Origin of the sequence: Streptomyces sp. Ag109_O5-1 (assembly GCF_003814875.1) — a bacterium.
Lineage (GTDB): Bacteria > Actinomycetota > Actinomycetes > Streptomycetales > Streptomycetaceae > Streptomyces > Streptomyces sasae.
In genome coordinates, this window is the sequence record NZ_RKQF01000001.1 from 3,504,229 (window position 1) to 3,525,803 (window position 21,575).

Genomic DNA, 21,575 nt, shown 5'->3' on the forward strand with positions numbered 1-21,575 from the left:
GGCGAGTCGACCGACCGCCGTGGCCCGTGCGGGAAGGCGGTGGCGTCCCATGCGATACGCGGCTGTGAGCGCGCTCAGCCACCCCGGGCTGCTCCGCGAACGGAACGAGGACAGCCTTGTGATCGGGCCGTGGACCCTGTGCGCCACGGTGACCGAGAGTTCGCAGACCCTGGTCTTCCCGCTCGGGACGCCCCTCGTCGTCGCCGTCGCCGACGGGCTCGGCGGGCAGCCCGGCGGCGACGTGGCCAGCGCCCTGGTGGCCCGCCGGATGGCGTCGATCGGCCCCGCCCTGAGCGGCGAGGACGCCGTCCGCGACGCCCTGAACGCCTGCAACCGCGCCGTGTACGAGGCCGGCGGCGGCGAAGGAGGCGACCTCGCCACCATGGGGACCACGGTCGCCGGGATCGTTGTGCAGCCGGACTCGCTGACGGTGTTCAACGTGGGCGACAGCAGGGTCTTCGCGGCCGCTCCCGACGGGCTGCGCCAGGTGAGCGTCGACGACAGCCCCCCGCTCGAACAGGGGCGGCACACCACGCACCTCGTCACCCAGTGCCTGGGCGGCACGCTCGCGTACCGCGCCGTCCACCCCCATGTGACGACCGTGCCCCTGTCTGCCGGCGACCGCTACCTCATCTGCACCGACGGCCTGACCGACCCGGTGCCGCAGCACGTGCTCGACGAGGTGATCCGGGAGCACGACGACGGCCGGGCGGCCTTCGAGCTGTGGAAGGCCGCCATCGCGGCAGCCGGCCCCGACAACGTCACGCTGGCGGTCGTACGCGTCGCGGACACCTGAGGAAGGTCCCCGCCTACGGTGGAGACATGACCGAGATCGTCGTCTACGAACTCGACCGGCCGGCGGCAGCGCCGGGTGGCACACAGCGGCGCGTCCGCAGGGTGCACGTGGCTCCCGCGGCCCCGGGATCGCACACCGTCGCGGGACCGCGGACGCTCTGCGGCAAGGACACCTTCGCCATGGAGACGACCGGCCTGCGTCCCTCCGAACACCCCGGAGAGCCCTGGTACCCCACGGAACACGCTTCCGTGGCCTGCCCGGACTGCGACGCCGTGATGGAGGTCTGACCGGGCGGCACACAGCGCTACGGCGCGGTCCGGGGGCCGAGCCGCAGGCAGCGGCGCCGCGCCCATGCGCGCACCCGACTCCGTATCGCGCACGGCATGCTGGAGTCCATGGGGATGGCGGCTTTCGCGGCTCGGGCCCGCCGCGAGCAGGGCGCCACCGGGGAGAGCGCCCCCACGCGGGCCGTGCCCGGCACGGTCGAACTGACGCCCCAGGAGGCCCGGACAGCGCGGCCGGCCCGGGAGTGCCTGTCCGACCCCGAGACCGGGGTACGGCTGTTCCTCAGCCCGCGCACGGTCCAGTACCACCTGGGCAAGGTCTTCGCGAAGCTCGGTGTCACCTCGCGCGGCCAGCTGCGCGGCGCGCTGTCCGCCGGTCCGGACGACACGGCCGCGCGCTGATCCGGGGCCGCGCCGGTGTCGTCCATGCGGAGTCGTCCATGCGCACTCACCCGAGGCTGAGCACCGCCCGGACGGTGACGCGGACCTGCTCGGCGACCGCCTCCGGTGTGGCGGCGTCGAGTTTGCCGTCCAGGAACAGGAACGCCAGCCCGTGGACCAGGGCCCACACCGCGGTCGGCAGTCCGTCCCGGGTGTCGCCGGGGAAGGCGTCGGCGACGAGGGTGTCGACGTACGCGGAGATCACGGCGGTCGCCTCGACGCGTTCGGCGCTGCCGGGGTCGCAGGGCTCCGCGAACATCGCCCGGAACAGCGCCGGGTGGTCGAGGGCGAACCGGACGTAGGCCACGGCGACGGCGACGAGGTCGTCGGGGGCCGAGGGGGCGGGGTGCGCCGCCGTGAGATACCCGGCGAGTTCGCGGTAGCCCTCCGCGGCGACGGCGGAGACCAGTGCGTCGCGGTCCGCGTAGTGGCGGTAGGGCGCCGTGGGCGAGACCCCGGCCCGCCGCGCCACCGCGCGCAGCGACAGCGCGCCGCTGCCGTCCTCCTCCAGCAGCTCCCGGGCGGCGCGCAGGCAGGCGGCCCGGAGATCGCCGTGATGGTACGAGTCGGTCGACGGTGTCATGGGTCACCCTCAGGGATGTTTACAGTGCTGACATCAGCGACCTAATGTGAGCGTCGTACACATTGTTGGCGCCGCACACATTCTACGGCGGCCGAGAGGAGACCCCCCATGTCCAGCCCCCTGTTCTCGCCCCTGCACCTGCGGTCCGGGGCGGTGCTGCGCAACCGGATCGCGAAGGCGGCCATGGAGGAGGGGATGGCCGGTGCCGGGCAGCTCCCGGACGACCGGCTGCTCTCGCTCTACCGGCGCTGGGGCGCCGGCGGCGCCGGGCTGCTGATCACCGGCAATGTCATGGTGCACGCCGAGGCGCTGACCGGCCCGGGCGGTGTCGTGCTCGACGAGTCGACACCGCTGGAGCCGTTCGCCGAGTGGGCGAGGGCCGGCCGGGCCGGGGGCGCGGCCATGTGGATGCAGATCAACCACCCCGGCCGCCAGATCCAGGCCGGCATGCCCGGGGTCGTCTGGGGACCGTCGGACGTGCGCGTCGACCTGGGCAGGCACAGCAAGCGGTTCGGCCGGCCGACCGCCATGACGCCGGAGCAGATCGAGGCCACGGTGCGGCGGTTCGCGGTCACCGCGCGGCGCGCCGCACAAGCCGGTTTCGACGGGGTGCAGATCCACGCGGCGCACGGTTATCTGCTGTCCCAGTTCCTGTCCCCGCTGGTCAATCGGCGCACCGACCGGTGGGGCGGCCCGCTGGAGAACCGGGCACGGCTGCTCCTGGACGTCGTACGCGCGGTACGGGCCGTGGTGCCGCCGCAGTTCGCGGTCGCGGTGAAGCTGAACTCCGCGGACTTCCAGCGCGGCGGCTTCGAGGTCGAGGACGCCCGCCGGGTGATCGCGCTGCTCGAACCGCTCGGCGTCGACCTGGTGGAACTGTCCGGCGGCAGTTACGAGAGCCCCGCCATGTCGGGCCGCCCGGCCGACGCCCGCACCCGGGCCCGCGAGGCCTACTTCCTGGACCTGGCGAAGGACCTGGCTGCCACCAGCCCGCTCCCGCTCATGCTCACGGGCGGCATCACACGGCGGGACTCCGCCGAGCAGGTCCTGGCCGACGGCGTCGATCTGATCGGCGTCGGCACCGCGCTCGCGGTGACCCCGGACCTGCCCGCCCGCTGGCGGCAGGGCCGCGAGGCGGACGGGCAGCTGCCCCCGGTGACCTGGCCGGACAAGACCCTCGCCGCGGCGGCGGGCATGGCCCTGGTCCGCCATCAGCTGCGCCGCATGGCCCGCGGCGCCAAGCCGAGGGTCACCACCCGCCCGGCCTGTGCCCTCGCCTCCGAACAACTGCGGGCGCGCCGCCAGCTGCGCCGCTACCGCTCCTGGCTGCCGAAGGCGACCTCACACCACTAGGCCTCGCACCACCAGGCCTCACCCCAGGCCCTGGCACCTCCAGGCCACACACCACCAGCGCGCACACCACCGACGGAACGGCCGCCTTGGCGACCGCCTCGCCCAGTACGCCCGACTCCAGGACCGGCAGCGCGGCCAGGGTGCCGCTGTGCTGGCCGGCGACGAGGAGGTGGCCCGGGGCCCGGGTCAGGCCGCGCGGCCAGGTTGCGCCGGCCGGGGTCTCGCCGAGGGGCACCAGGGTGGTGCCGTCGACGCGGAAGGCCGCCACCGTGTCGGCGCCCCGGTTGGTGACCCAGACGAACCGGTCCGAGGCGACGATCCCGCCGGGCTGGTTGGGCACATCGGCCACGGCCGTCGCGGGCACGCGGGACAGCTCGACGAGGGTGCCGGTCTCCGCCTCGTACCGGTGGCAGGTCACCGTCGAGGACAGCTCGTCGGCGCTGTACACCAGGTCGCCGGCGGGTGCGAAGGCGAGATGGCGGGGTCCGGAACCGGGGCGCAGCTGGTTCACCGCCGTGCGTTCCAGCGTGCCGTTCACCGGGTCCAGACGGTAGGTGAACACCGCGTCGGCGCCCAGGTCGGTGGCGAGCACGAACCGGCCCGCCGGGGCGACCAGGACCTGATGGGCGTGGCTGCCCTCCTGCCGTCCGGCGACCGGTCCCGAGCCCTTGTGCTCGACGACGTCGGTGAGGTCCGTGATCCGGCCGGCCGCGCCGAGCCGGTGCACGGCGACCATGCCGGGGAGGGTGTCGGTGCTGTAGTTGGCGGTCAGCAGCCACCCGCCGTCCGGGTGGACGGTGAGGTGGCAGGGGTTGGCGCCGCCGCTGGTGACGGGCGCGCCCAGCGGGGCCGGCCCCTCGGCCGACCCTTCGGCCGCGAAGGCCGAGACGGCCCCCTCGGTGGACTCGTGAGTGGTGTAGACGACGGGCAGGGTCGGGTGGGCGGCCAGGAAGGAGGCGCCGCTCGCGGGCACCGCGAGCCGGGCCTCGTGCGGTCCCGCGAAGACCAGGTCGCTGTCGCGCAGCAGCGGCAGTACGGCCCGCCGGGCCTCCTCTTCGCTCTACAGACTCGGTCTTCTACGGCACGAGGGCCTCGGTGCCGCTTCTGGATGCCGCCCGGGGCGCCATCGTCATCACGTCGTCCGTGCACGCGGTCCTCGGCTTCGCCGGCTTCCCGGCCTACGCCGCCGCCAAGGGCGGAGTCACGGCTCTCGTACGGCAGCTGGCGGTCGAGTACGGCGGCCGGATCCGCGTCAACGCGGTGGCCCCCGGGGCGGTGGACACCGGCCTGTGGGTGGACGCGCCGGCCGAGTACCGCGCCCAGACCGCCGCCCGCACCCCGGTGGGCCGCATCGGCGAACCCGAGGACATCGCCGCCGCCATCGCCTTCCTCGGCTCCGAGGACGCCGCGTTCATCACCGGCCAGACCCTGGTCGTGGACGGCGGCCGCAGCATCAGCGCGCACGAATAACGGCCGCAGGCACGAGTAACGGCCGCAGGCCTTCTCTCGGAACCCCTTCTCATGTCACCGCCCCGGGCCGTCGTGCCCGCGGACCCGGAGGTCCCGCACCATGAAAATCACCGGATACGAGCTGTTCTTCGTCGAGCCGCGCTGGCTGTTCCTGCGTGTCGACACCGACGAGGGCATATCCGGCTGGGGAGAACCCATCCTCGAGGGCAAGGCGCACACGACGGCGAAGGCCGTGGAGGAGATGTTCGACCACCTCCTGGGCCAGGACCCGGCGCGTATCGAGCAGCACTGGCAGATGCTCGCCAAGGGTGCTGGTCGGCTGGACCAAGGTGGCCACCGCCGGTGAGGAGGTCGCGGTGGGAGTGAAGAGCTTCGGCGGTACGGAGACGTATCTGCGGGGCTCGACCACGTCCTACACCCAGCAGCCCATCTTCTTCACCACGGGCGTCTCCACCACCTCCGCCGGTGTCTACTGCTACAAGAACTCCGGTTCGGCGGCCGGTTACTGCGACGACTACTCGCTGATCAAGCTGTCGTAACAGCGGCGGGCGCGGGCGGGCCGGAGCCATCCGGTCCGCCCGTTCCGTCATCTCCGGAAGAGTTCGTTCAGGTCCGTCTGCGAGATCTGGTCCTCGGCGTACGAGAACGTGCCCCGCTCCGCCAACTCCCGTGCCGCGTCCAGCAACCGCGCGTACATCGCCCGCGCGATGCTGCCGCCCACCGTGACCCGGCGCACCCCCAGCTCGCGCAGCTCGGCCAGTGTCAGGGCGCTGCCCGTCAGGCCCATCACCACGTTCAGCGGCCCGTCGATCTCCTTCACCAGCGTGCCGATCGTCTCCGCGTCGGCCGCACCCGGTACGAACGCGCAGTCCGCGCCCGCCGCCAGATACGCGTCGGCCCGCCGGACGGCCTCGTCGAGCGGGCCGCCGGTCAGCAGCACGTCGGTGCGGCCGACCAGGACGAACGGCTCGCCGGCCGCGTCGACGACCTCGCGTGCGGCGCGCATGCGGTCGGCGGCGAGCTCGGGGTCGTACAGCGGCCGGGAGCGGTCGCCGGTGAAGTCCTCGATGTTGCCGCCCGCGGCTCCGGCGGCGAGGGCCATCGAGATCGTCTCGGCCACGGTCTCGGGGGACTCTCCGAATCCGTCCTCCAGGTCGGCGCTCACCGGAATCCGTACCCCGGCGGCGATCTCGCGGATCCGGCCGGTCATCGTCGCGCGGTCGACCCGGTCACCGCCGTAGTCATGGTCCGGACGGCCCAGCGAGAAGGCGACGCCCGCGCTGGTGGTGGCCACGGCCGGGAAACCGGCCGACTCCAGGACTCGGGCGCTTCCCGCGTCCCAGGCGTTGGGGAGCAGGAAGCAGCCTTCCTGGTGCAGTCCGACGAAGCGTGCGGCCAGTTCACGGCGTTCGATGTCCACGCCGCCCAGTCTGTCAGCCACCGCTGACAACCACGCGTCACCGGCTCCCGGCGAGATCCAGGGCGATGTCCGTGATCATGTCCTCCTGCCCGCCGACCAGCTTGCGGCGGCCCACCTCGACCAGGATCGCCCGGGTGTCCAGACCGTGCCTGCGGGCGGCGGCCTCGGCATGCCGCAGGAAGCTGGAGTACACGCCCGCATACCCGAGGGTGAGGGTCTCGCGGTCCACCCGCACCTCGCGGTCCTGCAGCGGTCGTACGACGTCGTCGGCGGCGTCCATCAGCGGGAACAGCTCGCAGCCGTGTTCCCAGCCCATCAGGTCGGCGACCGCGACGAAGGCCTCCAGCGGGCAGTTGCCGGCCCCGGCGCCCTGTCCGGCGAGGGAGGCGTCGACGCGGGTGACGCCGTTGTCGACGGCCACGACGGAGTTGGCCACGCCCAGGCCGAGGTTGTGGTGGGCGTGGATGCCCAGCTCGGTGGCCGGGTCCAGGACGTCTCGATACGCCCGGACGCGGTCACGGACACCGTCCATCGTCAGCCGGCCGCCGGAGTCGGTGACGTACACGCAGTGCGCGCCGTAGGACTCCATCAGCTCGGCCTGGCGGGCCAGTTCGGCGGGTTCGGCGAGGTGGGACATCATCAGGAAGCCAGCCACATCCATGCCCAGTTCGCGGGCGGCGGCGATGTGCTGGGCGGAGATGTCGGCCTCGGTGCAATGGGTGGCGATCCGGACCGAGCGGATGCCCAGGGAGTGGGCCTGCTTCAGGTCGTGGACCGTGCCGATGCCGGGCAGGAGGAGGGTGGTGGGGACGGCCCGGCGCACGGCGCCGACGACCGCCTCGATCCACTCCCAGTCGGTGTGCGCGCCGACTCCGTAGGTGACGCTGGAGCCGGAGAGGCCGTCGCCGTGGGCCACTTCGATCGCGCGGACCCCTGCCGTGTCGAGGGCGGCGGCGATGGTGCGGGCCTGGTCGACGGTGTAGCGGTGGCGGACGGCGTGCATGCCGTCCCGGAGGGTCACGTCCTGGACGTACAGACGGGTCATCGGGACGCCACCTCCGGGGTGCGGTGTGCGGCCATGCGCTCCGCGGTGCGCAGCGCGGCCGAGGTCATGATGTCGAGGTTGCCCGCGTAGGCGGGCAGGTAGTGGGCGGCGCCCTCCACCTCGAGGAAGACGGACACCTTCACGGCGTCGCCGCCGGGGGCGAGCGTGCGCAGCGGGTCGTCGGCGGCCACCCGCTCGAACTGCACCTTCTGCTTGAGCCGGTAGCCGGGGACGTACGTCTGCACCCGGGCGACCATCTCCTCCACCGATTCCGTCACCGCCGCGTCGTCGCAGTCGCCGACCAGACAGTGCACGGTGTCCCGCATGATCAGCGGCGGTTCGGCGGGGTTGAGCACGATGATCGCCTTGCCGCGGGCGGCGCCGCCGACCTTCTCGATGGCGGCGGACGTGGTCTCGGTGAACTCGTCGATGTTGGCCCGGGTGCCGGGACCCGCGGAGCGCGACGAGATCGAGGCGACGATCTCGCCGTAGTGGACGGGTGTCACGGCGTTCACCGCGGCCACGACGGGGATCGTGGCCTGGCCGCCGCAGGTGACCATGTTGACGTTCGGGGCGTCCAGCTGGGCGTCGCCGTTGACGGGCGGGACGACGTACGGGCCGAGCGCGGCCGGGGTGAGGTCGACGACCGTACGGCCCAGGGCGCACAGCACCTCGTCATGGCGGCGGTGGGCGCCGGCCGAGGTGGCGTCGAAGACGACCGAGACGTCCTCGAAGGCGTCCATCGCGACCAGTCCGTCCACGCCCTCGTGGGTCGTGGCCACCTTCAGGCGGCGGGCGCGGGCCAGGCCGTCCGAGCCCGGGTCGATGCCGGCCATCGCGGCGATCTCCAGGGACTCGGAGAGCCGCAGGATCTTGATCATCAGGTCGGTGCCGATGTTGCCGGACCCGATGACGGCGACCTTCGTGGTCATGCTGCTCCCTCGGTGGCGAAGGCGACCCCGACCGTCCCGAGGCCCTCGATGTGCGCGGTGAACTCGTCGCCCTCGGTGGCGACGGCCATCGGGCCGAGCGCGCCGGTCAGGACGATGTCGCCGGCCCGCAGCGGGTCGCCGAGCCCGGCCAGGGTGGCGGCGAGCCAGCGGGCGGCGGTGAGCGGGCTGCCCAGGCAGTCGGCGCCGGTGCCCCGGGAGACGGTCTCGCCGTTCTTGGCCAGGGTCATCCGCACGCCCCGCAGGTCGACGCGGTCCAGCGGGACCGGCGTACCGCCGAGGACGAACAGGCCGCAGGAGGCGTTGTCGGCGACGGTGTCGACGATGGTGATGTCCCAGTCGGCGATCCGGCTGTCCACGATCTCCAGCGCGGGCAGCGCGAAGGCGGTGGCCCGCAGCAGGTCGGCGACGGTGGGGTCGCGGTGCGGCAGATCGGCGTCCAGCACCAGGGCGACCTCGGCCTCGACCTTGGGCTGCAGCAGCCGCCCGGCCGCGATCGGCTCGCCCTCGCCGACCGCCATGTCCGCGAACAGCGCCCCGAAGTCGGGCTGGCCGACCCCGAGCTGGCGCTGCACGGCGGGCGAGGTCAGCCCGATCTTGCGGCCCACGAGCCGGCGGCCGGCGGCCACGCCCCGCTCGACGTGCAGTCGCTGCACCGCGTAGGCGGTCTCGATGTCGCCCCCGGGAAGGAGGGCGCGGACCGGGGCACAGGGGGTGCCGGTGCGGGTGGCTTCGGCCAGGACGTCGGCCACCTTGGTCACGAGGTCGGTGTTCATGCCGACAGGTATAGGCGCGTACTTCGGAGTGCGGCAAAATATGTTCCATGACACGGAACAGCTCCCAGGGCAATATGCTCGACAAGGCGGTGTCCGTACTGGACTGCTTTCGCCCGAACGGCGGCGCGTTCCGCCTGACGGAACTCGCTGCACGGACGAAGCTGCCGAAGACGACCGTGTTCCGGCTCTGCGCCGACCTGGTCCGCCTGGGCCTGCTGGAGCGGGACGCGGAGACCTACCGGCTGGGCGGGGCATTGTTCGAACTGGGGTCGCTGGTGCCGCGCCGGCAGGATCTGCGGGAGGCCGCGCTGCCGTTCCTCCAGGACCTCTTCGAGGCCACCCACGAGACCGTGCACCTGGGGGTGCGCGAGGGCCACGAGGTGGTCTACGTCGAGCGCATCCACGGCCACGACGTGCTCCGGCTGCCCTCGCGGATCGGCGGCCGGCTCCCGCTGACCTGCACCGGGGTCGGCAAGGCCCTGCTGGCGTTCTCTGGCGCCGAACTGCTCGAGGAGGTGCTGGCCGAGCCGCTCCCCCGCCTCACCCCGCACTCGATCACGGATCCGGCCCGGCTGCGCACAGCCGTCGAACAGGCCCAGGTCGCGGGCCTGGCCTACGATGAGGAAGAGGCCGCGCAGGGCGTCAGCTGCATCGCGGCGCCGGTCTTCGACGGGCCCACGGCGGTCGCGGCCCTCTCGGTCGCGGTACCGTGCGGCCGGTTCCGCCCGGCCCAGCTGGCCCCTGCCGTACGGACGGCGGCGCTGGGGCTGTCGCGGGCGCTGCGCGGGGTCAGGCGTCCAGCGGGATCGGCGTGAACCGGGGAGGGCCCGAGCGCGGGCTGGTGGCCACGCTGACTTCGGTGGCCCGGGGGATCGAGACCGAGCTCGGGGGATCGAGGCGGAGCCCGGGGTTTCATGACGCATGACGGCGTACTGGCGTGCTGGCGTACTGTCATGCGCGTCCAGCCATCGGCCCCGACGCCGCGGCGACGAACGTCGACGGCGGACGATGACGGTGGACGACGGCCCGCTGACGACTGACGACTGACGACTGACGACTGACGACTGACGACTGACGACTGACGACGATGGACTCCCCAGGAGGAACCGGCCCGTGAGCTGCCGAGTCATTCTCATAGCCCCGGCGATCACCCCTTCCCTGCGGCGGGCCCGTTTCGACGACGGCGACTCCATCGAGCAACCGGAGGCGGTGGCGCTCGATCTGCCGGTCGCCGGCCGGGCGGTCGTCTCCCCCAGCGTGCGCTGCCGGGAGACGGCGGCCGCGCTGGGCCTCGACGTCTCGACGGAGCTCGCGTTGTCAGGTCTGGACGCGGGCCGCTGGCGGGGACGGACGCTGGAGGAGGTCGGCGCCGCCGAGCCCGAGGCGCTGGTCCAGTGGTTGTCCGACCCGGGGGCCGCACCCCACGGGGGCGAGTCGGTACGGGAGTTCCGTGCGCGGGTCATCGAGTGGCTGGACCTGACGGGCAGGACGACGGGCAGAACGGTCGCCGTGGTGGAACCGGAGGTCGTACGGGCCGTGGTGCTGCACGCCCTCGGGGCGCCCGAGGCGGCGTTCTGGCGGGTGGACGTCCCGCCGCTGGCGGCGACGGAGATCACGGGCGGATCCGGACGCTGGAACCTACGGCTCGGCCAGGTGGGCGGTTGACCCCGGGCGGGAAAACCGGTGGAGCGACGGCCGCCGCCCTGCCTAGGGTCGCGGGCATGACCACCCGCACCTTCCGTGTCACCGTCCGCGGCGTCTTCGCCGGTCTCGGCGCCGAGCAGCGCGCCGAACTGCTGTCCCGGGCCGCCGACGACGACGTGCTGCGCGCGGCCTTCACGCCCGAGGGCCACCTGAGTTACGACATCGCCGCCCGGCCCGCTTTCACCTTCCGTTTCCTGGACGGCGGGGAGGAAGAGGAGGACATCCTGGAGGCGGCCGAACGTGCCGAGGAGGCGGCCCGGGCATGGCTCACCGAGCGCGGGTACGGCTACAAGAACCTCAGGTCGAGCGCCGAGGACCTCTCGCAGGCTCCACTCGGCAAGCGGCAGCGGCGGGCGGCCACGCAGCGACAGGGCTGACCTTCCCGGAAATGGCCACGGCGACCTGAAGTCGCCGTGGTTCAGGTCACGTTGGGATGTGGCCGGTTTGCGGAGGCCAGGTGTCGCGGGCGTGGCATGCTCGGGGCCACACCGAGTTACCGACCAGTTCTACTGGCCGGTAGCCATCGTCGGTGTCTCTTCGTGACCCCCCACCCCCAGGACTGACCTTGCGCAGACGCACGAGGCACGGGCATGCCCTCATGCCCGCCTTCGCCGTGACCGCCCTGCTCCTCGCCACCGGCTGCTCCTCGTCGCAGCACCAGACCTCCGCGGACGACCGCGCCCAGGGGACCGCCCGGGTCTCCGACGACACCACGGGGGCCGCCCGCGCGGACGGCCGGGCGCTCGCCGTCGCCGCCGCGCCCGCCGCCACCGCGACCACGGCCGCCGGTTCGGCGGGTTCGAACCGGCCGGCCCACCGCACCACGCTCACCGTGAGCTCGTACGACAGCAAGACCCGACGTGCCGTCATATCCAAGGCCGGGAGCGGAGGTTCGTCCTCACCCACGGCCTCCCCGGCCGCTCCGGTCTCCCCGGTCTCCCCGACGGCGTCCCCCGGCTCTCCGACGGTCTCCCCCAGCCCCTCCGCGCCGGCTTCGGCCCGGCAGGCCGCCGTCGGTGACGTCATCGCCAGCGCCCCCGCCCCCGGCGCCCCGGACGGCCTGCTCGCCAAGGTGACCAAAGTGATCGGCGAGACCGGCGAGGGCACCGAGGTACAGACCGAGCCCGCCACGCTCGACGCCCTGCTCGGCGACGACACCGCGAAGGGCACCGTGCCGGTCGACCCGGCCGCCTTCGACGTGGACAAGCTGCTGCCCGACGTGAAGGTGTCCTGGTCCAAGTCCGGTGATGTGCACGTCGGTCCCGAGGGTGCCACGGTGCCGCTCGGCAGCCTCCGCCTGGACGTCAGCGCCGAGGTGCCCACCGCCGAGGGCGCTCCGGCGTCCGCCGCGGCCTCGGTGTCCGGCTTCGTCCAGGTCGCCCCGCAGGTCGACTTCGCCTACGGCGGCGAGGGCACCGGAAGCGCGCCCGGCTCCGCCTACCTGGGCGTGTCCGGCGACTGGAACTCGGGCTGGGCGGTCAAGGGCCGGGCCGCGGCGGCCACGGCCACCCCGCTGCGCATCCCGTTCGCCAAGCTGCACGCCGACCCCGTCCTCCAGGTCGGCCCGGTCCCCGTCGTCGTCAACCTCGACCTGACCTGTTACCTCCAGATCAGCGGAGACGGCCGGATCACCGTCGACGTGGAGCAGAGCCTCAAGGGTGACTTCAAGGCGGGCGGCACCTTCGGCACGGCCCAGGGCTGGACGCCGGTCAGCAGCTCCGACATGACGAGCACGCCGGTGCGCTCCTCGGTGACCACCGCCGGAAGCGTCAAGGCCGGGCTGGGTGCCGAGGCCTCCGTCGGCCTGTACGGCACCGTGGGCGTCACCGCCGACCTGGCCCCCTACCTGCGCGGCGAGGCCACCGGCACCGTCACCGCGACCTCGGCGACCCCCGGCGCGGACGCCCAGGGCGCCTGGAACCTGTACGGCGGTGTCGACCTCTCCGGCACCCTCCGTCTCCAGCTGTCGGTCTTCGGTACACCGGTGTTGCAGCGGAGCATCCCGCTGGGCGCTCTGCACCGCGAGTGGAAGCTGGCGGGCGGTACGCTCTGAGCCCGGGTCAGGCCTCGCCGCCGGGTATCCAGCCCTGGCTGCGCAGCACCGCCGAGACGTCCGGCGCCCGGTAGTGCTCGCCCTTGAGGACCTTGCCGTCGGCCCGGCGGGCGACCTGCCCGTCGGGTCCCAGCTTGCTCATGTTGGAACGATGAACCTCGGCGATCACCGCGTCGAGGTCGATCCCGTGCACCAGCGCGGTGCCGTACGCCACGTAGACCACGTCGGCCAGCTCGTGCGCGAGCCGGTCGAGGGGCCCGGCGACCGCGACCTCGGCGACCTCCGCGGCCTCCTCGGCGAGCAACTCCCCCCGGTGCGCGGCCAGCTCGGGCGACACCTCGGCCGGCGTGGTGCGGGCGTGCAGGCCGAAGGCGCGGTGGAACTCCCTGACGAGGCCGGCGGGCGAGGAGCCGGCCGGCGAGTCGGTCGAGGAACGGGCCGAGGAACCGGCCGAGGAGCTGGTCATGCGAACGACTCTAGCGGCCGGCACTGACAGTCCCGCTCCGTCGCCGTGCCCCCGGCCCTGGTCAGGACGGTGACCGGCTGGCAGGATCGCGCTCATGTCCAAGGTGTTCCCCCGTATCGGCCGGCGCCGCGCGCTCCAGGGCGCGGCCGCCGGCTTCGTCGCGTCCGGCCTGCTGCTGTGGTGGCTGCTGCCGCTGGGCGAGGAACCGCCGAGCGGGACGATCACCTTCAGCACCGGGACGCTGCGCGGGGTGTACCAGGAGTACGGCGAACGGCTGCGCACCGAACTGGCCAAGGACATGCCGGGTCTGAAGGTGAAGCTGGTCCAGAGCGCGGGGTCGTACGAGAACGTGCAGCGGGTGGCGACCGGCCGGGCCGACTTCACCATCGCGGCGGCCGACGCGGTGGAGACGTACGGACTCAACGACGGCAAGGGCGCCGGACGGCTGCGCGGCGTGGCACGGCTCTACGACGACTACGTCCAGCTCGTCGTGCCGCGCGACTCGGGCATCTCCAGCGTCGCGCAGCTGCGCCACAAGCGGGTGGCGATAGGGCTGCCCAACTCGGGCGTGCGGCTGATCGCCAACCGGGTGCTCAGGGCGGCCGGGATCGACCCCGCGAAGGACATCACACCGGTGTCGGACGGTATAGACACCGGCCCGGACCAGCTGCGGCGGGGCCAGATCGACGCGTTCTTCTGGTCGGGCGGCCTGCCGACCAAGGGGCTGCTGGATCTCGCGGACAAGTTCAGCTACACGTTCGTGCCGATAGAGGGCAGTCTCGTCACCAAGCTGCACACCGAGAGCGAGGCGGCGCTCTACTACCGGGCCACCAACATGCCCGAGTCGGCGTATCCGTCGATCCAGGCGGGCACGACAGTGCCGACGATCGCGGTGTCCAACGTGCTGATGACCCGCAAGGACATGGACCCGCGCCTCACGGAGTGGGTGACCCGCACGGTGATCAAGAGCCGCGACGACATCGGCAACCACGTCCACTCCGCCCAGCTGGTGGACCTGCGCACGGCGATCTACACGGACCCGCTGCCCCTGCAGGAGGGCGCGAGGCGCTACTACCGCTCGGTCAAGCCCTGAAGAACCTCCCTCACCCACTACGCGGCACCGAAACAGTCACCCGCAACCCCCGCTGCTCGTCCTGCTCATGGTGCTCGTAAGCGATCGCTCCCCCACCCGCCGCCAGCAGCGCCCGAGTGATCGACAGCCCCAGCCCCGACCCCTTCACATTCTGGTGCCGTCCGCTCCGCCAGAACCGGTCCCCCACCCGCACCAGTTCCTCATCGGTCAGCCCCGGCCCCGTGTCGGTCACCACGACCGTGCGCATATCGCCGTCCGCGGCCACGGACACCTCCACCGCACCCCCCTCCGGCGTGAACTTCACCGCGTTGTCGATCACCGCGTCCAGCGCGCTGGACAACGTGATCGGGTCGGCCCACCCGGTGGCCGGCGGGCAGTCGCCGGTCAGCCGGACCCCCTTCGCCGTGGCCGCCGGCGCCCACGCGGCGACCCGCTCCTGTGCCAGCCGCCCGACGTCGATCAGCATCAGGTCCGCCTCGGCGTGCTCGGCGAGCGCGAGGTCGAGCAGGTCGTCCAGGACCTGCGCGAGCCGCTTGCCCTCGGTCTGGACCGAGGCGATCTCCTCGTTGCCCTCGGGGAGTTCGAGGGCGAGCAGTTCGATTCGCAGCAGCAACGCAGAGAGCGGGTTGCGCAGTTGATGCGACGCGTCGGCGACGAACGCGCGCTGCTGCTCCAGCACGTCCTCGACGTTGTCCGCCATCTCGTTGAACGACCGGGCCAGCCGTCTGAGTTCCGGCGGCCCGCCGGCCGCCGCGACCCGTGACTTCAGCCGCCCGCTGGCGATCGCGTGGGTGGTGGCGTCGAGGACCCGCACGGGCCGTAGCACCCACCCGGTCAGCCGGAGCGCCGCGCCGACGGCGAGCAGCATCGCCGCGATCTCACCGGCGCCGATGAGCAGCCAGCCGCGCAGAGTTCGCGAACGCATCGGCCCGGTCGGCGAGTCGGTGACCACCACGGCCACGACATCGCCGTCCCGGATCACCGGCGAGGCGACGATCAGCCGGCTGCGCTGCCAGGGCCAGACCTGCTGGGGGTCGTGGCTGCGGCGGCTGAGCAGCGCTTCGCCGAACGCCTCCCGGACCTCGCCCGTCTTCGGCAGCACCCAGTCGTCGGGCGCGTTGGCCATGGAGGACGCGTTGCGGTAGAAGACGCCCGCGCGGATGCCGTAGACGCCGTAGTAGCTGGCGAGTTCGCGGCGGAGGGTCTCCAGGCGGTCGTCCGTGCGCATGGGGCGCGCGGTGGTGGGCGCGTCGGTGACGAACTGGGCGAGTGCGGCGAACCGCGCGGTGTCGTCGATGCGGTCGACGACGACCTTCTGCTGCTGTGCGGAGGCCGTGCTGACGGCGAGCGGGACGCCGAGCGCGAGCAGCACGGCCGCCATCAGGACGATGAGCAGCGGGAGGAGCCGGGTGCGCACCCGTCCCCGCTACGCGGCCGGAGCGACGAGCCGGTAGCCCACGCCGCGTACGGTCTCGATGAGCGCGGGCATGCGCAGTTTGGCGCGCAGGGAGGCGACGTGCACCTCCAGGGTGCGGCCGGTGCCCTCCCAACTGGTCCGCCAGACCTCGCTGATGATCTGTTCGCGGCGGAAGACCACGCCGGGCCGCTGGGCGAGCAGTGCCAGCAGGTCGAACTCCTTGCGGGTGAGCTGGACGGCGGTGCCGTCCACGCTGACCTGGCGGGTGGGCAGTTCGATGTGGACGGGGCCGAGCCGGAGCGCGCTGTCGCCGCCGGTCGAGCCGTCCTCATGGTGGGTGCGCCGGCTGACGGCGTGGATCCTGGCGAGCAGTTCCCCGGTGTCGTACGGCTTCACCACGTAGTCGTCGGCGCCCAGGTTGAGCCCGTGGATGCGGGAGCGGACGTCGGAGCGGGCGGTGACCATGATCACCGGAGTGCTGGTGCGCTTGCGGATCTTGCCGCAGACCTCGTAGCCGTCCTGGTCCGGCAGGCCGAGGTCGAGCAGGACGACGTCGTAGCCGTCGCTCTCGGGGACCAGGGCCTGGAGGGCCTCCTCGCCGTTGCGGGCGTGGGTGACGGAGAACCCGTGCCGGGCCAGGACCGCGGAGAGCGCGGCGGCGACATGGTTGTCGTCCTCGACGAGCAGCAGTCTCATCCCGGCCCCCTCCGGTTCAGCGGTCGTACGGTCCTGGTTCGCCGTCGGCTTGCCAGTGGAAAACCCGCGCGTTGTAGATAGCGCACGCGCGCGTGCATCAAGGCAGTCACGCTGATGGACGTCGACGGCGTCAAGAGGGTTCCGGCGCCGCGCCGGTTCCGTTACGGGGCCGATATGCGGGCCCCTCGCCGACGCTACAACACGTGTCCGGATGCAATCGGATCGTGATGCTCAGATCTCCCTCAGATGTAATGACGCTGGTCATCCGCTCTCACTACATTCCTCCGAAACCGAGGAGGACGGAGCCCGAAAGCGATGACCGAAGTATCGGTGGCCGAGGAAGACAAGGCCGCGACCGGCGAACTGGTCGTCCTGAAGAGCGTCAACAAGCACTTCGGCGCGTTGCACGTGCTCCAGGACATCGACCTGACGATCGCCCGCGGTGAGGTCGTCGTGGTGATCGGACCCTCCGGGTCCGGCAAGTCCACTCTGTGCCGCACCGTCAACCGTCTGGAGACCATCGACTCCGGAACGATCTCGATCGACGGCAGGCCGCTGCCCCAGGAGGGCAAGGAGCTGGCCCGGCTGCGCGCCGACGTCGGCATGGTCTTCCAGTCGTTCAACCTCTTCGCGCACAAGACCGTGCTCGAGAACGTGATGCTCGGTCAGGTCAAGGTCCGCAAGGCGGACAAGAAGCAGGCCGAGGACAAGGCCCGCGCCCTGCTGGACCGGGTCGGTGTGGGCGCCCAGGCCGACAAGTACCCCGCGCAGCTCTCCGGTGGCCAGCAGCAGCGGGTCGCGATCGCGCGGGCGCTGGCGATGGACCCGAAGGTCATGCTCTTCGACGAGCCGACGTCGGCGCTCGACCCCGAGATGATCAACGAGGTCCTGGAGGTCATGCAGCAGCTGGCCAGGGACGGCATGACGATGATCGTCGTCACCCATGAGATGGGCTTCGCCCGCTCGGCCGCGAACCGGGTGGTCTTCATGGCCGACGGCCGGATCGTCGAACAGGCCGCGCCGGACCAGTTCTTCAGCAGTCCGCGCAGCGACCGGGCCAAGGACTTCCTGTCGAAGATCCTGCACCACTGACACCGCCGCACCGCCTTGCCGGTTCCCGGGCCCGCGTGTGCCCGGAACCCCGTGCCGCCGAACTCACCGATCCGAAGGAAATCCGTTCATGAAGACTCGTACGTCCGCCTCCGCGGCGCTCCTCGCCGCCCTCGCACTGTCCCTGACGGCCTGCGGCGGTGAGTCCGGGAACGCCGGCGACCAGGCCGGCGACACGGCGACCGGCGCGAACGCGCCGAAGCTGCCGACGTACACCGTCGCCACCGGAGTGAAGATCGACTCCGCCACGCTGAGGAAGGCCCAGCAGGCCGGCAAGCTGGTCATCGGCGCCAAGAACGACCAGCCGTACCTGGGCTTCGAGGACACGACCGGCAAGCGGTCCGGCTTCGACATCGAGATCGCCAAGATGGTCGCCGCCGACCTGGGATTCAAGCCGGAGCAGATCGAGTTCAAGACCGTCGACTCCAACGTCCGTGAGACCACCATCTCCAAGGGCGAGGTCGACCTGTACGTGGGCACGTACACGATCAACGACGAGCGCAAGAAGCAGGTCGGCTTCGCGGGCCCGTACTTCCTGGCCGGCGCGGACCTGCTCGTGCGCAAGGACGAGCAGGGCATCACCGGTCCCGATTCCCTGAAGGGCAAGACGGTCTGCTCCATCAAGGGCTCGACCCCGCTGCAGGAGATCAAGAAGCCCAAGTACGGCGCGAAGACCGTGGAGCTGTCGAAGTACTCCGAGTGTGTCCAGCAGTTGCTCAACAACGAGGTCGACGCCGTCACCACCGACGACGCGATCCTCAAGGGGTACGCGGCGCAGCGCCCCACGAAGCTCAGGGTGATCGGCAAGCCGTTCACGCAGGAGCCGTACGGCGTGGGCATGAACAAGGACGACAAGGCGCTGCGCGACGCCGTGAACGACGCGCTGGAGAAGCACGAGAAGAACGGCGACTACAAGAAGGCGTACGACGCGACGCTCGGCCTGTCCGGCTCCGCGTACCAGGAGCCGCCGGCCGTCAACCGCTACTGACGCGCCGCTGAGACGCCGTCGCCGCGGCGTCGCCGGCATCGCCCGCGACGCCGCGGCGGCGTATCGCCCCGGACGCGGTCTTCCGTGCCCGCACACCACCACGAGGACCTCCCCGTGAATGTATTGCTCGACCATTTCGCCGACTTCCGCGAGGGGTTCGTCGGCACCGTACTGCTGACGCTGGCCAGCGGACTCCTCGCGATGGTGCTGGGTGTCGTCATCGCCGGGTTCCGGGTCTCCCCCGTGCCTCCGCTGCGGGCGTTCGGCACCGCGTGGGTCACGCTGTTCCGCAACACGCCCCTGACGCTGCTCTTCCTCATAGCGTGGTTCGTCGTCCCGGTCATCTTCGCGCCGGGCATGAGCCCGTGGACGAAGGCCCTGCTGGCCCTGAGCTTCTACACCTCGGCCTTCGTCTGCGAGGCGGTGCGGTCGGGCATCACCACGGTCCCGCTGGGGCAGGCGGAGGCCGCGCGTTCGCTCGGCATGACGTTCTCGCAGACCCTGCGGCTGATCGTGCTGCCGCAGGCGACCCGCACCGTGGTCGCGCCGCTGAGCTCGATCTTCATCGCGCTGACGAAGAACTCGGCGATCGCCGGCGCGTTCAGTGTCACCGAACTGTTCGGCTGGCAGAAGACGTTGAGCGACCAGGGCTACGCCATCGCCTGGATCTTCCTGTGGGTGGCACTGGGCTACCTCGTCATCACCTTCTCGATCAGCGGTCTGTTCCAGCTGCTGGAGCGTCGACTGGGGGTCGCGCGATGAGTTCGAGCGTTCTGTACGACACACCGGGCCCCAAGGCCCGCCTGCGCAACCGTCTGTACACCGTGGCCGGCTCGCTGGCACTGGCCGCGCTGCTCGCCTTCGTGGTGTACCGGCTCGACGCGAAGAACCAGCTGGATCCGAAGATCTGGAACATCTTCAACAACGCGGGCGTACGCACCAACATCCGCGACGGTGTGCTGACCACCCTGAAGGTGTTCGCGGCGGCCGGCGCGCTGTCCCTGGTACTCGGGCTGCTGCTCGCCGTGGGACGGCTGTCGGAGCACCGGCCGGTCCGCTGGTTCGCGACCGGGTTCATCGAGCTCTTCCGCGCCGTGCCGCTGCTCATCACCATCTACGCCCTGTGGGTGCTGTTCCTCAGCTACAAGGACGATCTGGGTGTCGTCGGGGACAACGCCGCGTTCTGGGGCCTGGTCGTCGGGCTGACCTTCTACAACGGATCCGTGCAGGCCGAGGTGTTGCGCGCGGGCATCAACGCCGTGCCCCGTGGGCAGGTGGAGGCCGCGTACGCCCTCGGCCTGCGCAAGTACCAGGTGATGACGACGCTGTTGCTGCCGCAGGCGGTGCGCTCCATGCTGCCGACGATGATCAGCCAGCTGGTGGTCACCCTGAAGGACACCTCGCTCGGCTATGTCATCACGTACACGGAACTCCTGTTCGCGGCGCGGACGATGGCCTCCAACATCATCGTCAACGGGGACAACCCGTTCACGGCGGTCGTCATCGTCGTCGGCGCCATCTACATCGCCATGTGCCTCGCCCTCTCGTCCCTCGCGACGTGGATCGAGCGGCGGGGACGGCGCGCGAAGACCGGCGTCGCCGTGGCGGCGGCTGAGCCCCCGGTGGTGCTCGACGGCGCCAGGTGATCGTGCCCCGGTCCGCGAAGCCGGAGAAGCCGTAGCGGGCAGGGGCGGGCGGCAGAACGATGCCGCCCGCCCCTGCCCTGTCGCGCGACGCCGGGTGACGCCGGCCCGCGTGTCGCCCTGGGGCGTGAGCGGGGGGCTGGAGTGCAGCCGTGGCTCGGCGGTCAGGACGGCTGAACCTGGTCGAAGAGGGCGAGGGCCGCGGCGGGGTCCGGGCTCACCAGGCGTTCCAGACCGGCCGTCGTGATCTTCGCCCACCGGCCGGCCCGCACCCACATCTGTTCCTCGAACGCGCGGACGGTGTCGTCCAGATCTCCGGGGCCGGCGGCGATGGACTCGGCGAGTTCGGCGCCTTCCAGCATGGCGAGGTTCGCGCCCGCCCCCAAGGGCGGCATCAGATGGGCGGCGTCGCCCAGGAGCGTCACCCCGGGGACATGGGTCCAGGTATGGGACACGGGCAGGACGTGGAGGGGGCGGTGGACGAAAGCGGTGCCCCGCTGGAGAAGGTCGAGCACGGGAGCGGCCCAGCCGTCGAACAGCGCCAGCAGGCTCGCTCGCACGGCCTCGGCGTCGGCCAGGTCCAGGTCCGAGTGCCAGTCCAGCGGCGCGCGGAACTGGGCGTACACCTTGACGTGACCTCCGCTGTTGCGTTGGGCGACGAGCTTTCGGTTCACGCCGTAGACGGCCACTGAGCCGTCGCCGATCAACCGGGCGAGGTCGGGGTGGCGGGTGTCGACGTCGTCCAGGGAGGTCTCGACCGTGGTGACACCGGTGTAATGCGGCGTCACCGGCGAGACTGCCGGGCGGATCCGGGACCAGGCGCCGTCCGCGCCGACCACGAGGTCGAACGTCTCCTGTCGCCCGTCGTCGAAATGGACGAGTACGCCGTCCCGGGTCCCCGGCACCACTTGTGTCACGCCCTGCCCCCAGCGGACGTCGAGAGGGCCGAGCAGCAGGTCACGGAGTTGCCCGCGGTCGATCTCGGGATTGGCCCGGTCGTCGGGACGGGGTTGCCAGTCGCGCAGGACGGTCCCGTCCGTGTCCAGGATGCGCATGGCCTGTCCCTCGGGACGGGACAGCGCCTGGAATTCCGCCAGCAGCCCTGCCTTGTCCAGCGCACGCTGGCCCAGCCCTTCGTGCAGGTCCAGCGTGCCGCCCGGGGGGCGGGCGTCGGGGCCGGGATCGCGTTCGAGGATGGCGACGGGGTAACCGTGGCGGTGCAGGACGCGGGCGAAGGTGAGGCCGGCCGGGCCGCCGCCGACGACGGCGATGCGATGTCTCATGTCG

At 71.9% G+C, this 21,575-nt stretch carries 24 protein-coding genes and 2 pseudogenes; 16 read left to right on the forward strand and 10 right to left on the reverse strand.

Annotated elements, in window-relative coordinates; all coding sequences use genetic code 11:
- Positions 1-49 precede the first annotated feature (49 nt).
- From EDD90_RS15660 to EDD90_RS15670, 3 genes are all read left to right on the forward strand, one after another.
- Positions 50-796: a PP2C family serine/threonine-protein phosphatase gene (locus EDD90_RS15660; RefSeq protein WP_123973604.1), complete on the forward strand. Its 747-nt coding sequence runs from the start codon at positions 50-52 to the stop codon at positions 794-796.
- A gap of 26 nt (positions 797-822) precedes the next feature.
- Complete coding sequence (locus EDD90_RS15665) at positions 823-1,083, forward strand: hypothetical protein (protein WP_123973605.1); 261 nt, start codon at positions 823-825, stop codon at positions 1,081-1,083.
- Between the two features lie 96 nt (positions 1,084-1,179).
- On the forward strand, positions 1,180-1,482 hold the full coding sequence (locus EDD90_RS15670) for a helix-turn-helix transcriptional regulator (RefSeq protein WP_123973606.1): 303 nt from the start codon (positions 1,180-1,182) through the stop codon (positions 1,480-1,482).
- 46 nt (positions 1,483-1,528) lie between these two features.
- Here the strand turns inward: EDD90_RS15670 and EDD90_RS15675 are convergent, their stop codons facing one another.
- On the reverse strand, positions 1,529-2,104 hold the full coding sequence (locus EDD90_RS15675; protein WP_123973607.1) for a TetR/AcrR family transcriptional regulator: 576 nt from the start codon (positions 2,102-2,104) through the stop codon (positions 1,529-1,531).
- A gap of 108 nt (positions 2,105-2,212) precedes the next feature.
- Between EDD90_RS15675 and EDD90_RS15680 the strand changes: the two genes are divergently transcribed.
- Complete coding sequence (locus EDD90_RS15680) at positions 2,213-3,457, forward strand: NADH:flavin oxidoreductase/NADH oxidase family protein (RefSeq protein ID WP_123973608.1); 1,245 nt, start codon at positions 2,213-2,215, stop codon at positions 3,455-3,457.
- Here the strand turns inward: EDD90_RS15680 and EDD90_RS15685 are convergent.
- A complete protein-coding gene (locus EDD90_RS15685; protein WP_260327881.1) occupies positions 3,354-4,430 on the reverse strand; it encodes a lactonase family protein in 1,077 nt (358 codons plus the stop codon). The two genes, EDD90_RS15680 and EDD90_RS15685, sit on opposite strands and share 104 nt — an antisense overlap.
- 98 nt (positions 4,431-4,528) lie before the next feature.
- On the opposite strand from EDD90_RS15685, the pseudogene EDD90_RS15690 reads away from it, so the two are divergent.
- The 3 genes and pseudogenes from EDD90_RS15690 to EDD90_RS15700 all read left to right on the forward strand — a co-directional run.
- A pseudogene (locus tag EDD90_RS15690) lies at positions 4,529-4,927 on the forward strand (SDR family NAD(P)-dependent oxidoreductase); the annotation flags it as partial.
- Positions 4,928-5,027: 100 nt separating this feature from the next.
- Positions 5,028-5,237, forward strand: a pseudogene (locus EDD90_RS15695) (D-galactonate dehydratase); the annotation flags it as partial.
- 46 nt (positions 5,238-5,283) lie between these two features.
- Positions 5,284-5,466 (forward strand): hypothetical protein, encoded by a 183-nt coding sequence (locus tag EDD90_RS15700; protein WP_260327882.1) that lies wholly within the window; start codon positions 5,284-5,286, stop codon positions 5,464-5,466.
- Positions 5,467-5,513: 47 nt separating this feature from the next.
- Here EDD90_RS15700 and EDD90_RS15705 read toward each other — a convergent pair whose 3' ends face one another.
- From EDD90_RS15705 to mhpD, 4 genes are read right to left on the reverse strand one after another with little or no spacing between them, the layout of a single operon-like run.
- Complete coding sequence (locus EDD90_RS15705) at positions 5,514-6,347, reverse strand: isocitrate lyase/phosphoenolpyruvate mutase family protein (RefSeq protein ID WP_123973610.1); 834 nt, start codon at positions 6,345-6,347, stop codon at positions 5,514-5,516.
- A gap of 37 nt (positions 6,348-6,384) precedes the next feature.
- Complete coding sequence (gene dmpG / locus EDD90_RS15710; protein ID WP_123973611.1) at positions 6,385-7,392, reverse strand: 4-hydroxy-2-oxovalerate aldolase; 1,008 nt, start codon at positions 7,390-7,392, stop codon at positions 6,385-6,387.
- Positions 7,389-8,324 (reverse strand): acetaldehyde dehydrogenase (acetylating), encoded by a 936-nt coding sequence (locus EDD90_RS15715; protein WP_123973612.1) that lies wholly within the window; start codon positions 8,322-8,324, stop codon positions 7,389-7,391. Before EDD90_RS15715 ends, dmpG begins: the two co-directional genes overlap by 4 nt.
- The gene (mhpD, locus tag EDD90_RS15720) at positions 8,321-9,118 is read right to left on the reverse strand and encodes a 2-keto-4-pentenoate hydratase (RefSeq protein ID WP_123973613.1); all 798 of its coding nucleotides are present in this window, start codon (positions 9,116-9,118) and stop codon (positions 8,321-8,323) included. The genes EDD90_RS15715 and mhpD overlap by 4 nt, the downstream gene beginning before the upstream one ends.
- 74 nt (positions 9,119-9,192) lie before the next feature.
- On the opposite strand from mhpD, the gene EDD90_RS15725 reads away from it, so the two are divergent.
- From EDD90_RS15725 to EDD90_RS15740, 4 genes are all read left to right on the forward strand, one after another.
- The gene (locus EDD90_RS15725; protein ID WP_123981296.1) at positions 9,193-9,933 is read left to right on the forward strand and encodes an IclR family transcriptional regulator; all 741 of its coding nucleotides are present in this window, start codon (positions 9,193-9,195) and stop codon (positions 9,931-9,933) included.
- 298 nt (positions 9,934-10,231) lie between these two features.
- Positions 10,232-10,783, forward strand: coding sequence for a histidine phosphatase family protein (locus tag EDD90_RS15730; protein WP_123973614.1), 552 nt, complete (start codon positions 10,232-10,234; stop codon positions 10,781-10,783).
- 56 nt (positions 10,784-10,839) lie between these two features.
- Positions 10,840-11,199 (forward strand): DUF6204 family protein, encoded by a 360-nt coding sequence (locus EDD90_RS15735; RefSeq protein WP_123973615.1) that lies wholly within the window; start codon positions 10,840-10,842, stop codon positions 11,197-11,199.
- 221 nt (positions 11,200-11,420) lie between these two features.
- Complete coding sequence (locus EDD90_RS15740) at positions 11,421-12,875, forward strand: hypothetical protein (RefSeq protein ID WP_123973616.1); 1,455 nt, start codon at positions 11,421-11,423, stop codon at positions 12,873-12,875.
- Between the two features lie 7 nt (positions 12,876-12,882).
- Here the strand turns inward: EDD90_RS15740 and EDD90_RS15745 are convergent, their stop codons facing one another.
- Positions 12,883-13,341, reverse strand: a complete 459-nt coding sequence (locus tag EDD90_RS15745; protein WP_123973617.1) for a MazG nucleotide pyrophosphohydrolase domain-containing protein — start codon at positions 13,339-13,341, stop codon at positions 12,883-12,885.
- Positions 13,342-13,435: 94 nt separating this feature from the next.
- Here EDD90_RS15745 and EDD90_RS15750 point away from each other — a divergent pair, with 94 nt between their 5' ends.
- A complete protein-coding gene (locus EDD90_RS15750) occupies positions 13,436-14,434 on the forward strand; it encodes a TAXI family TRAP transporter solute-binding subunit (RefSeq protein WP_123973618.1) in 999 nt (332 codons plus the stop codon).
- A gap of 10 nt (positions 14,435-14,444) precedes the next feature.
- On the opposite strand, the gene EDD90_RS15755 is transcribed toward EDD90_RS15750, so the two are convergent.
- Positions 14,445-15,851, reverse strand: coding sequence for a HAMP domain-containing sensor histidine kinase (locus EDD90_RS15755; RefSeq protein ID WP_123973619.1), 1,407 nt, complete (start codon positions 15,849-15,851; stop codon positions 14,445-14,447).
- A gap of 9 nt (positions 15,852-15,860) precedes the next feature.
- The gene (locus tag EDD90_RS15760) at positions 15,861-16,547 is read right to left on the reverse strand and encodes a response regulator transcription factor (protein WP_123973620.1); all 687 of its coding nucleotides are present in this window, start codon (positions 16,545-16,547) and stop codon (positions 15,861-15,863) included.
- Positions 16,548-16,862: 315 nt separating this feature from the next.
- Here EDD90_RS15760 and EDD90_RS15765 point away from each other — a divergent pair, with 315 nt between their 5' ends.
- The 4 genes from EDD90_RS15765 to EDD90_RS15780 all read left to right on the forward strand — a co-directional run bounded on the left by EDD90_RS15765 (position 16,863) and on the right by EDD90_RS15780 (position 20,291).
- Positions 16,863-17,639 carry an amino acid ABC transporter ATP-binding protein gene (locus EDD90_RS15765; RefSeq protein ID WP_123973621.1) on the forward strand — a complete coding sequence of 259 codons (777 nt, stop codon included), beginning with the start codon at positions 16,863-16,865 and terminating at the stop codon, positions 17,637-17,639.
- Between the two features lie 88 nt (positions 17,640-17,727).
- Positions 17,728-18,645, forward strand: coding sequence for a glutamate ABC transporter substrate-binding protein (locus tag EDD90_RS15770; protein ID WP_123973622.1), 918 nt, complete (start codon positions 17,728-17,730; stop codon positions 18,643-18,645).
- Positions 18,646-18,759: 114 nt separating this feature from the next.
- Positions 18,760-19,407: an amino acid ABC transporter permease gene (locus tag EDD90_RS15775; RefSeq protein ID WP_123973623.1), complete on the forward strand. Its 648-nt coding sequence runs from the start codon at positions 18,760-18,762 to the stop codon at positions 19,405-19,407.
- Positions 19,404-20,291 (forward strand): amino acid ABC transporter permease, encoded by an 888-nt coding sequence (locus EDD90_RS15780; protein WP_123973624.1) that lies wholly within the window; start codon positions 19,404-19,406, stop codon positions 20,289-20,291. The genes EDD90_RS15775 and EDD90_RS15780 overlap by 4 nt, the downstream gene beginning before the upstream one ends.
- Positions 20,292-20,452: 161 nt before the next feature.
- On the opposite strand, the gene EDD90_RS15785 is transcribed toward EDD90_RS15780, so the two are convergent.
- The gene (locus EDD90_RS15785) at positions 20,453-21,571 is read right to left on the reverse strand and encodes an NAD(P)/FAD-dependent oxidoreductase (protein ID WP_123973625.1); all 1,119 of its coding nucleotides are present in this window, start codon (positions 21,569-21,571) and stop codon (positions 20,453-20,455) included.
- Positions 21,572-21,575 lie beyond the last annotated feature (4 nt).

Bases quoted from the DNA above. Each gene is read 5' to 3' on its own strand.
- EDD90_RS15660 (WP_123973604.1), top strand. From the start codon at position 50: ATGCGATACGCGGCTGTGAGCGCGCTCAGCCACCCCGGGCTGCTCCGC.
- EDD90_RS15665 (WP_123973605.1), top strand. From the start codon at position 823: ATGACCGAGATCGTCGTCTACGAACTCGACCGGCCGGCGGCAGCGCCG.
- EDD90_RS15670 (WP_123973606.1), top strand. From the start codon at position 1,180: ATGCTGGAGTCCATGGGGATGGCGGCTTTCGCGGCTCGGGCCCGCCGC.
- EDD90_RS15675 (WP_123973607.1), bottom strand. From the start codon at position 2,104: ATGACACCGTCGACCGACTCGTACCATCACGGCGATCTCCGGGCCGCC.
- EDD90_RS15680 (WP_123973608.1), top strand. From the start codon at position 2,213: ATGTCCAGCCCCCTGTTCTCGCCCCTGCACCTGCGGTCCGGGGCGGTG.
- dmpG (WP_123973611.1), bottom strand. From the start codon at position 7,392: ATGACCCGTCTGTACGTCCAGGACGTGACCCTCCGGGACGGCATGCAC.
- EDD90_RS15715 (WP_123973612.1), bottom strand. From the start codon at position 8,324: ATGACCACGAAGGTCGCCGTCATCGGGTCCGGCAACATCGGCACCGAC.
- mhpD (WP_123973613.1), bottom strand. From the start codon at position 9,118: ATGAACACCGACCTCGTGACCAAGGTGGCCGACGTCCTGGCCGAAGCC.
- EDD90_RS15725 (WP_123981296.1), top strand. From the start codon at position 9,193: ATGCTCGACAAGGCGGTGTCCGTACTGGACTGCTTTCGCCCGAACGGC.
- EDD90_RS15735 (WP_123973615.1), top strand. From the start codon at position 10,840: ATGACCACCCGCACCTTCCGTGTCACCGTCCGCGGCGTCTTCGCCGGT.
- EDD90_RS15740 (WP_123973616.1), top strand. From the start codon at position 11,421: ATGCCCGCCTTCGCCGTGACCGCCCTGCTCCTCGCCACCGGCTGCTCC.
- EDD90_RS15745 (WP_123973617.1), bottom strand. From the start codon at position 13,341: ATGACCAGCTCCTCGGCCGGTTCCTCGGCCCGTTCCTCGACCGACTCG.
- EDD90_RS15750 (WP_123973618.1), top strand. From the start codon at position 13,436: ATGTCCAAGGTGTTCCCCCGTATCGGCCGGCGCCGCGCGCTCCAGGGC.
- EDD90_RS15760 (WP_123973620.1), bottom strand. From the start codon at position 16,547: ATGAGACTGCTGCTCGTCGAGGACGACAACCATGTCGCCGCCGCGCTC.
- EDD90_RS15765 (WP_123973621.1), top strand. From the start codon at position 16,863: ATGACCGAAGTATCGGTGGCCGAGGAAGACAAGGCCGCGACCGGCGAA.
- EDD90_RS15770 (WP_123973622.1), top strand. From the start codon at position 17,728: ATGAAGACTCGTACGTCCGCCTCCGCGGCGCTCCTCGCCGCCCTCGCA.
- EDD90_RS15780 (WP_123973624.1), top strand. From the start codon at position 19,404: ATGAGTTCGAGCGTTCTGTACGACACACCGGGCCCCAAGGCCCGCCTG.
- EDD90_RS15785 (WP_123973625.1), bottom strand. From the start codon at position 21,571: ATGAGACATCGCATCGCCGTCGTCGGCGGCGGCCCGGCCGGCCTCACC.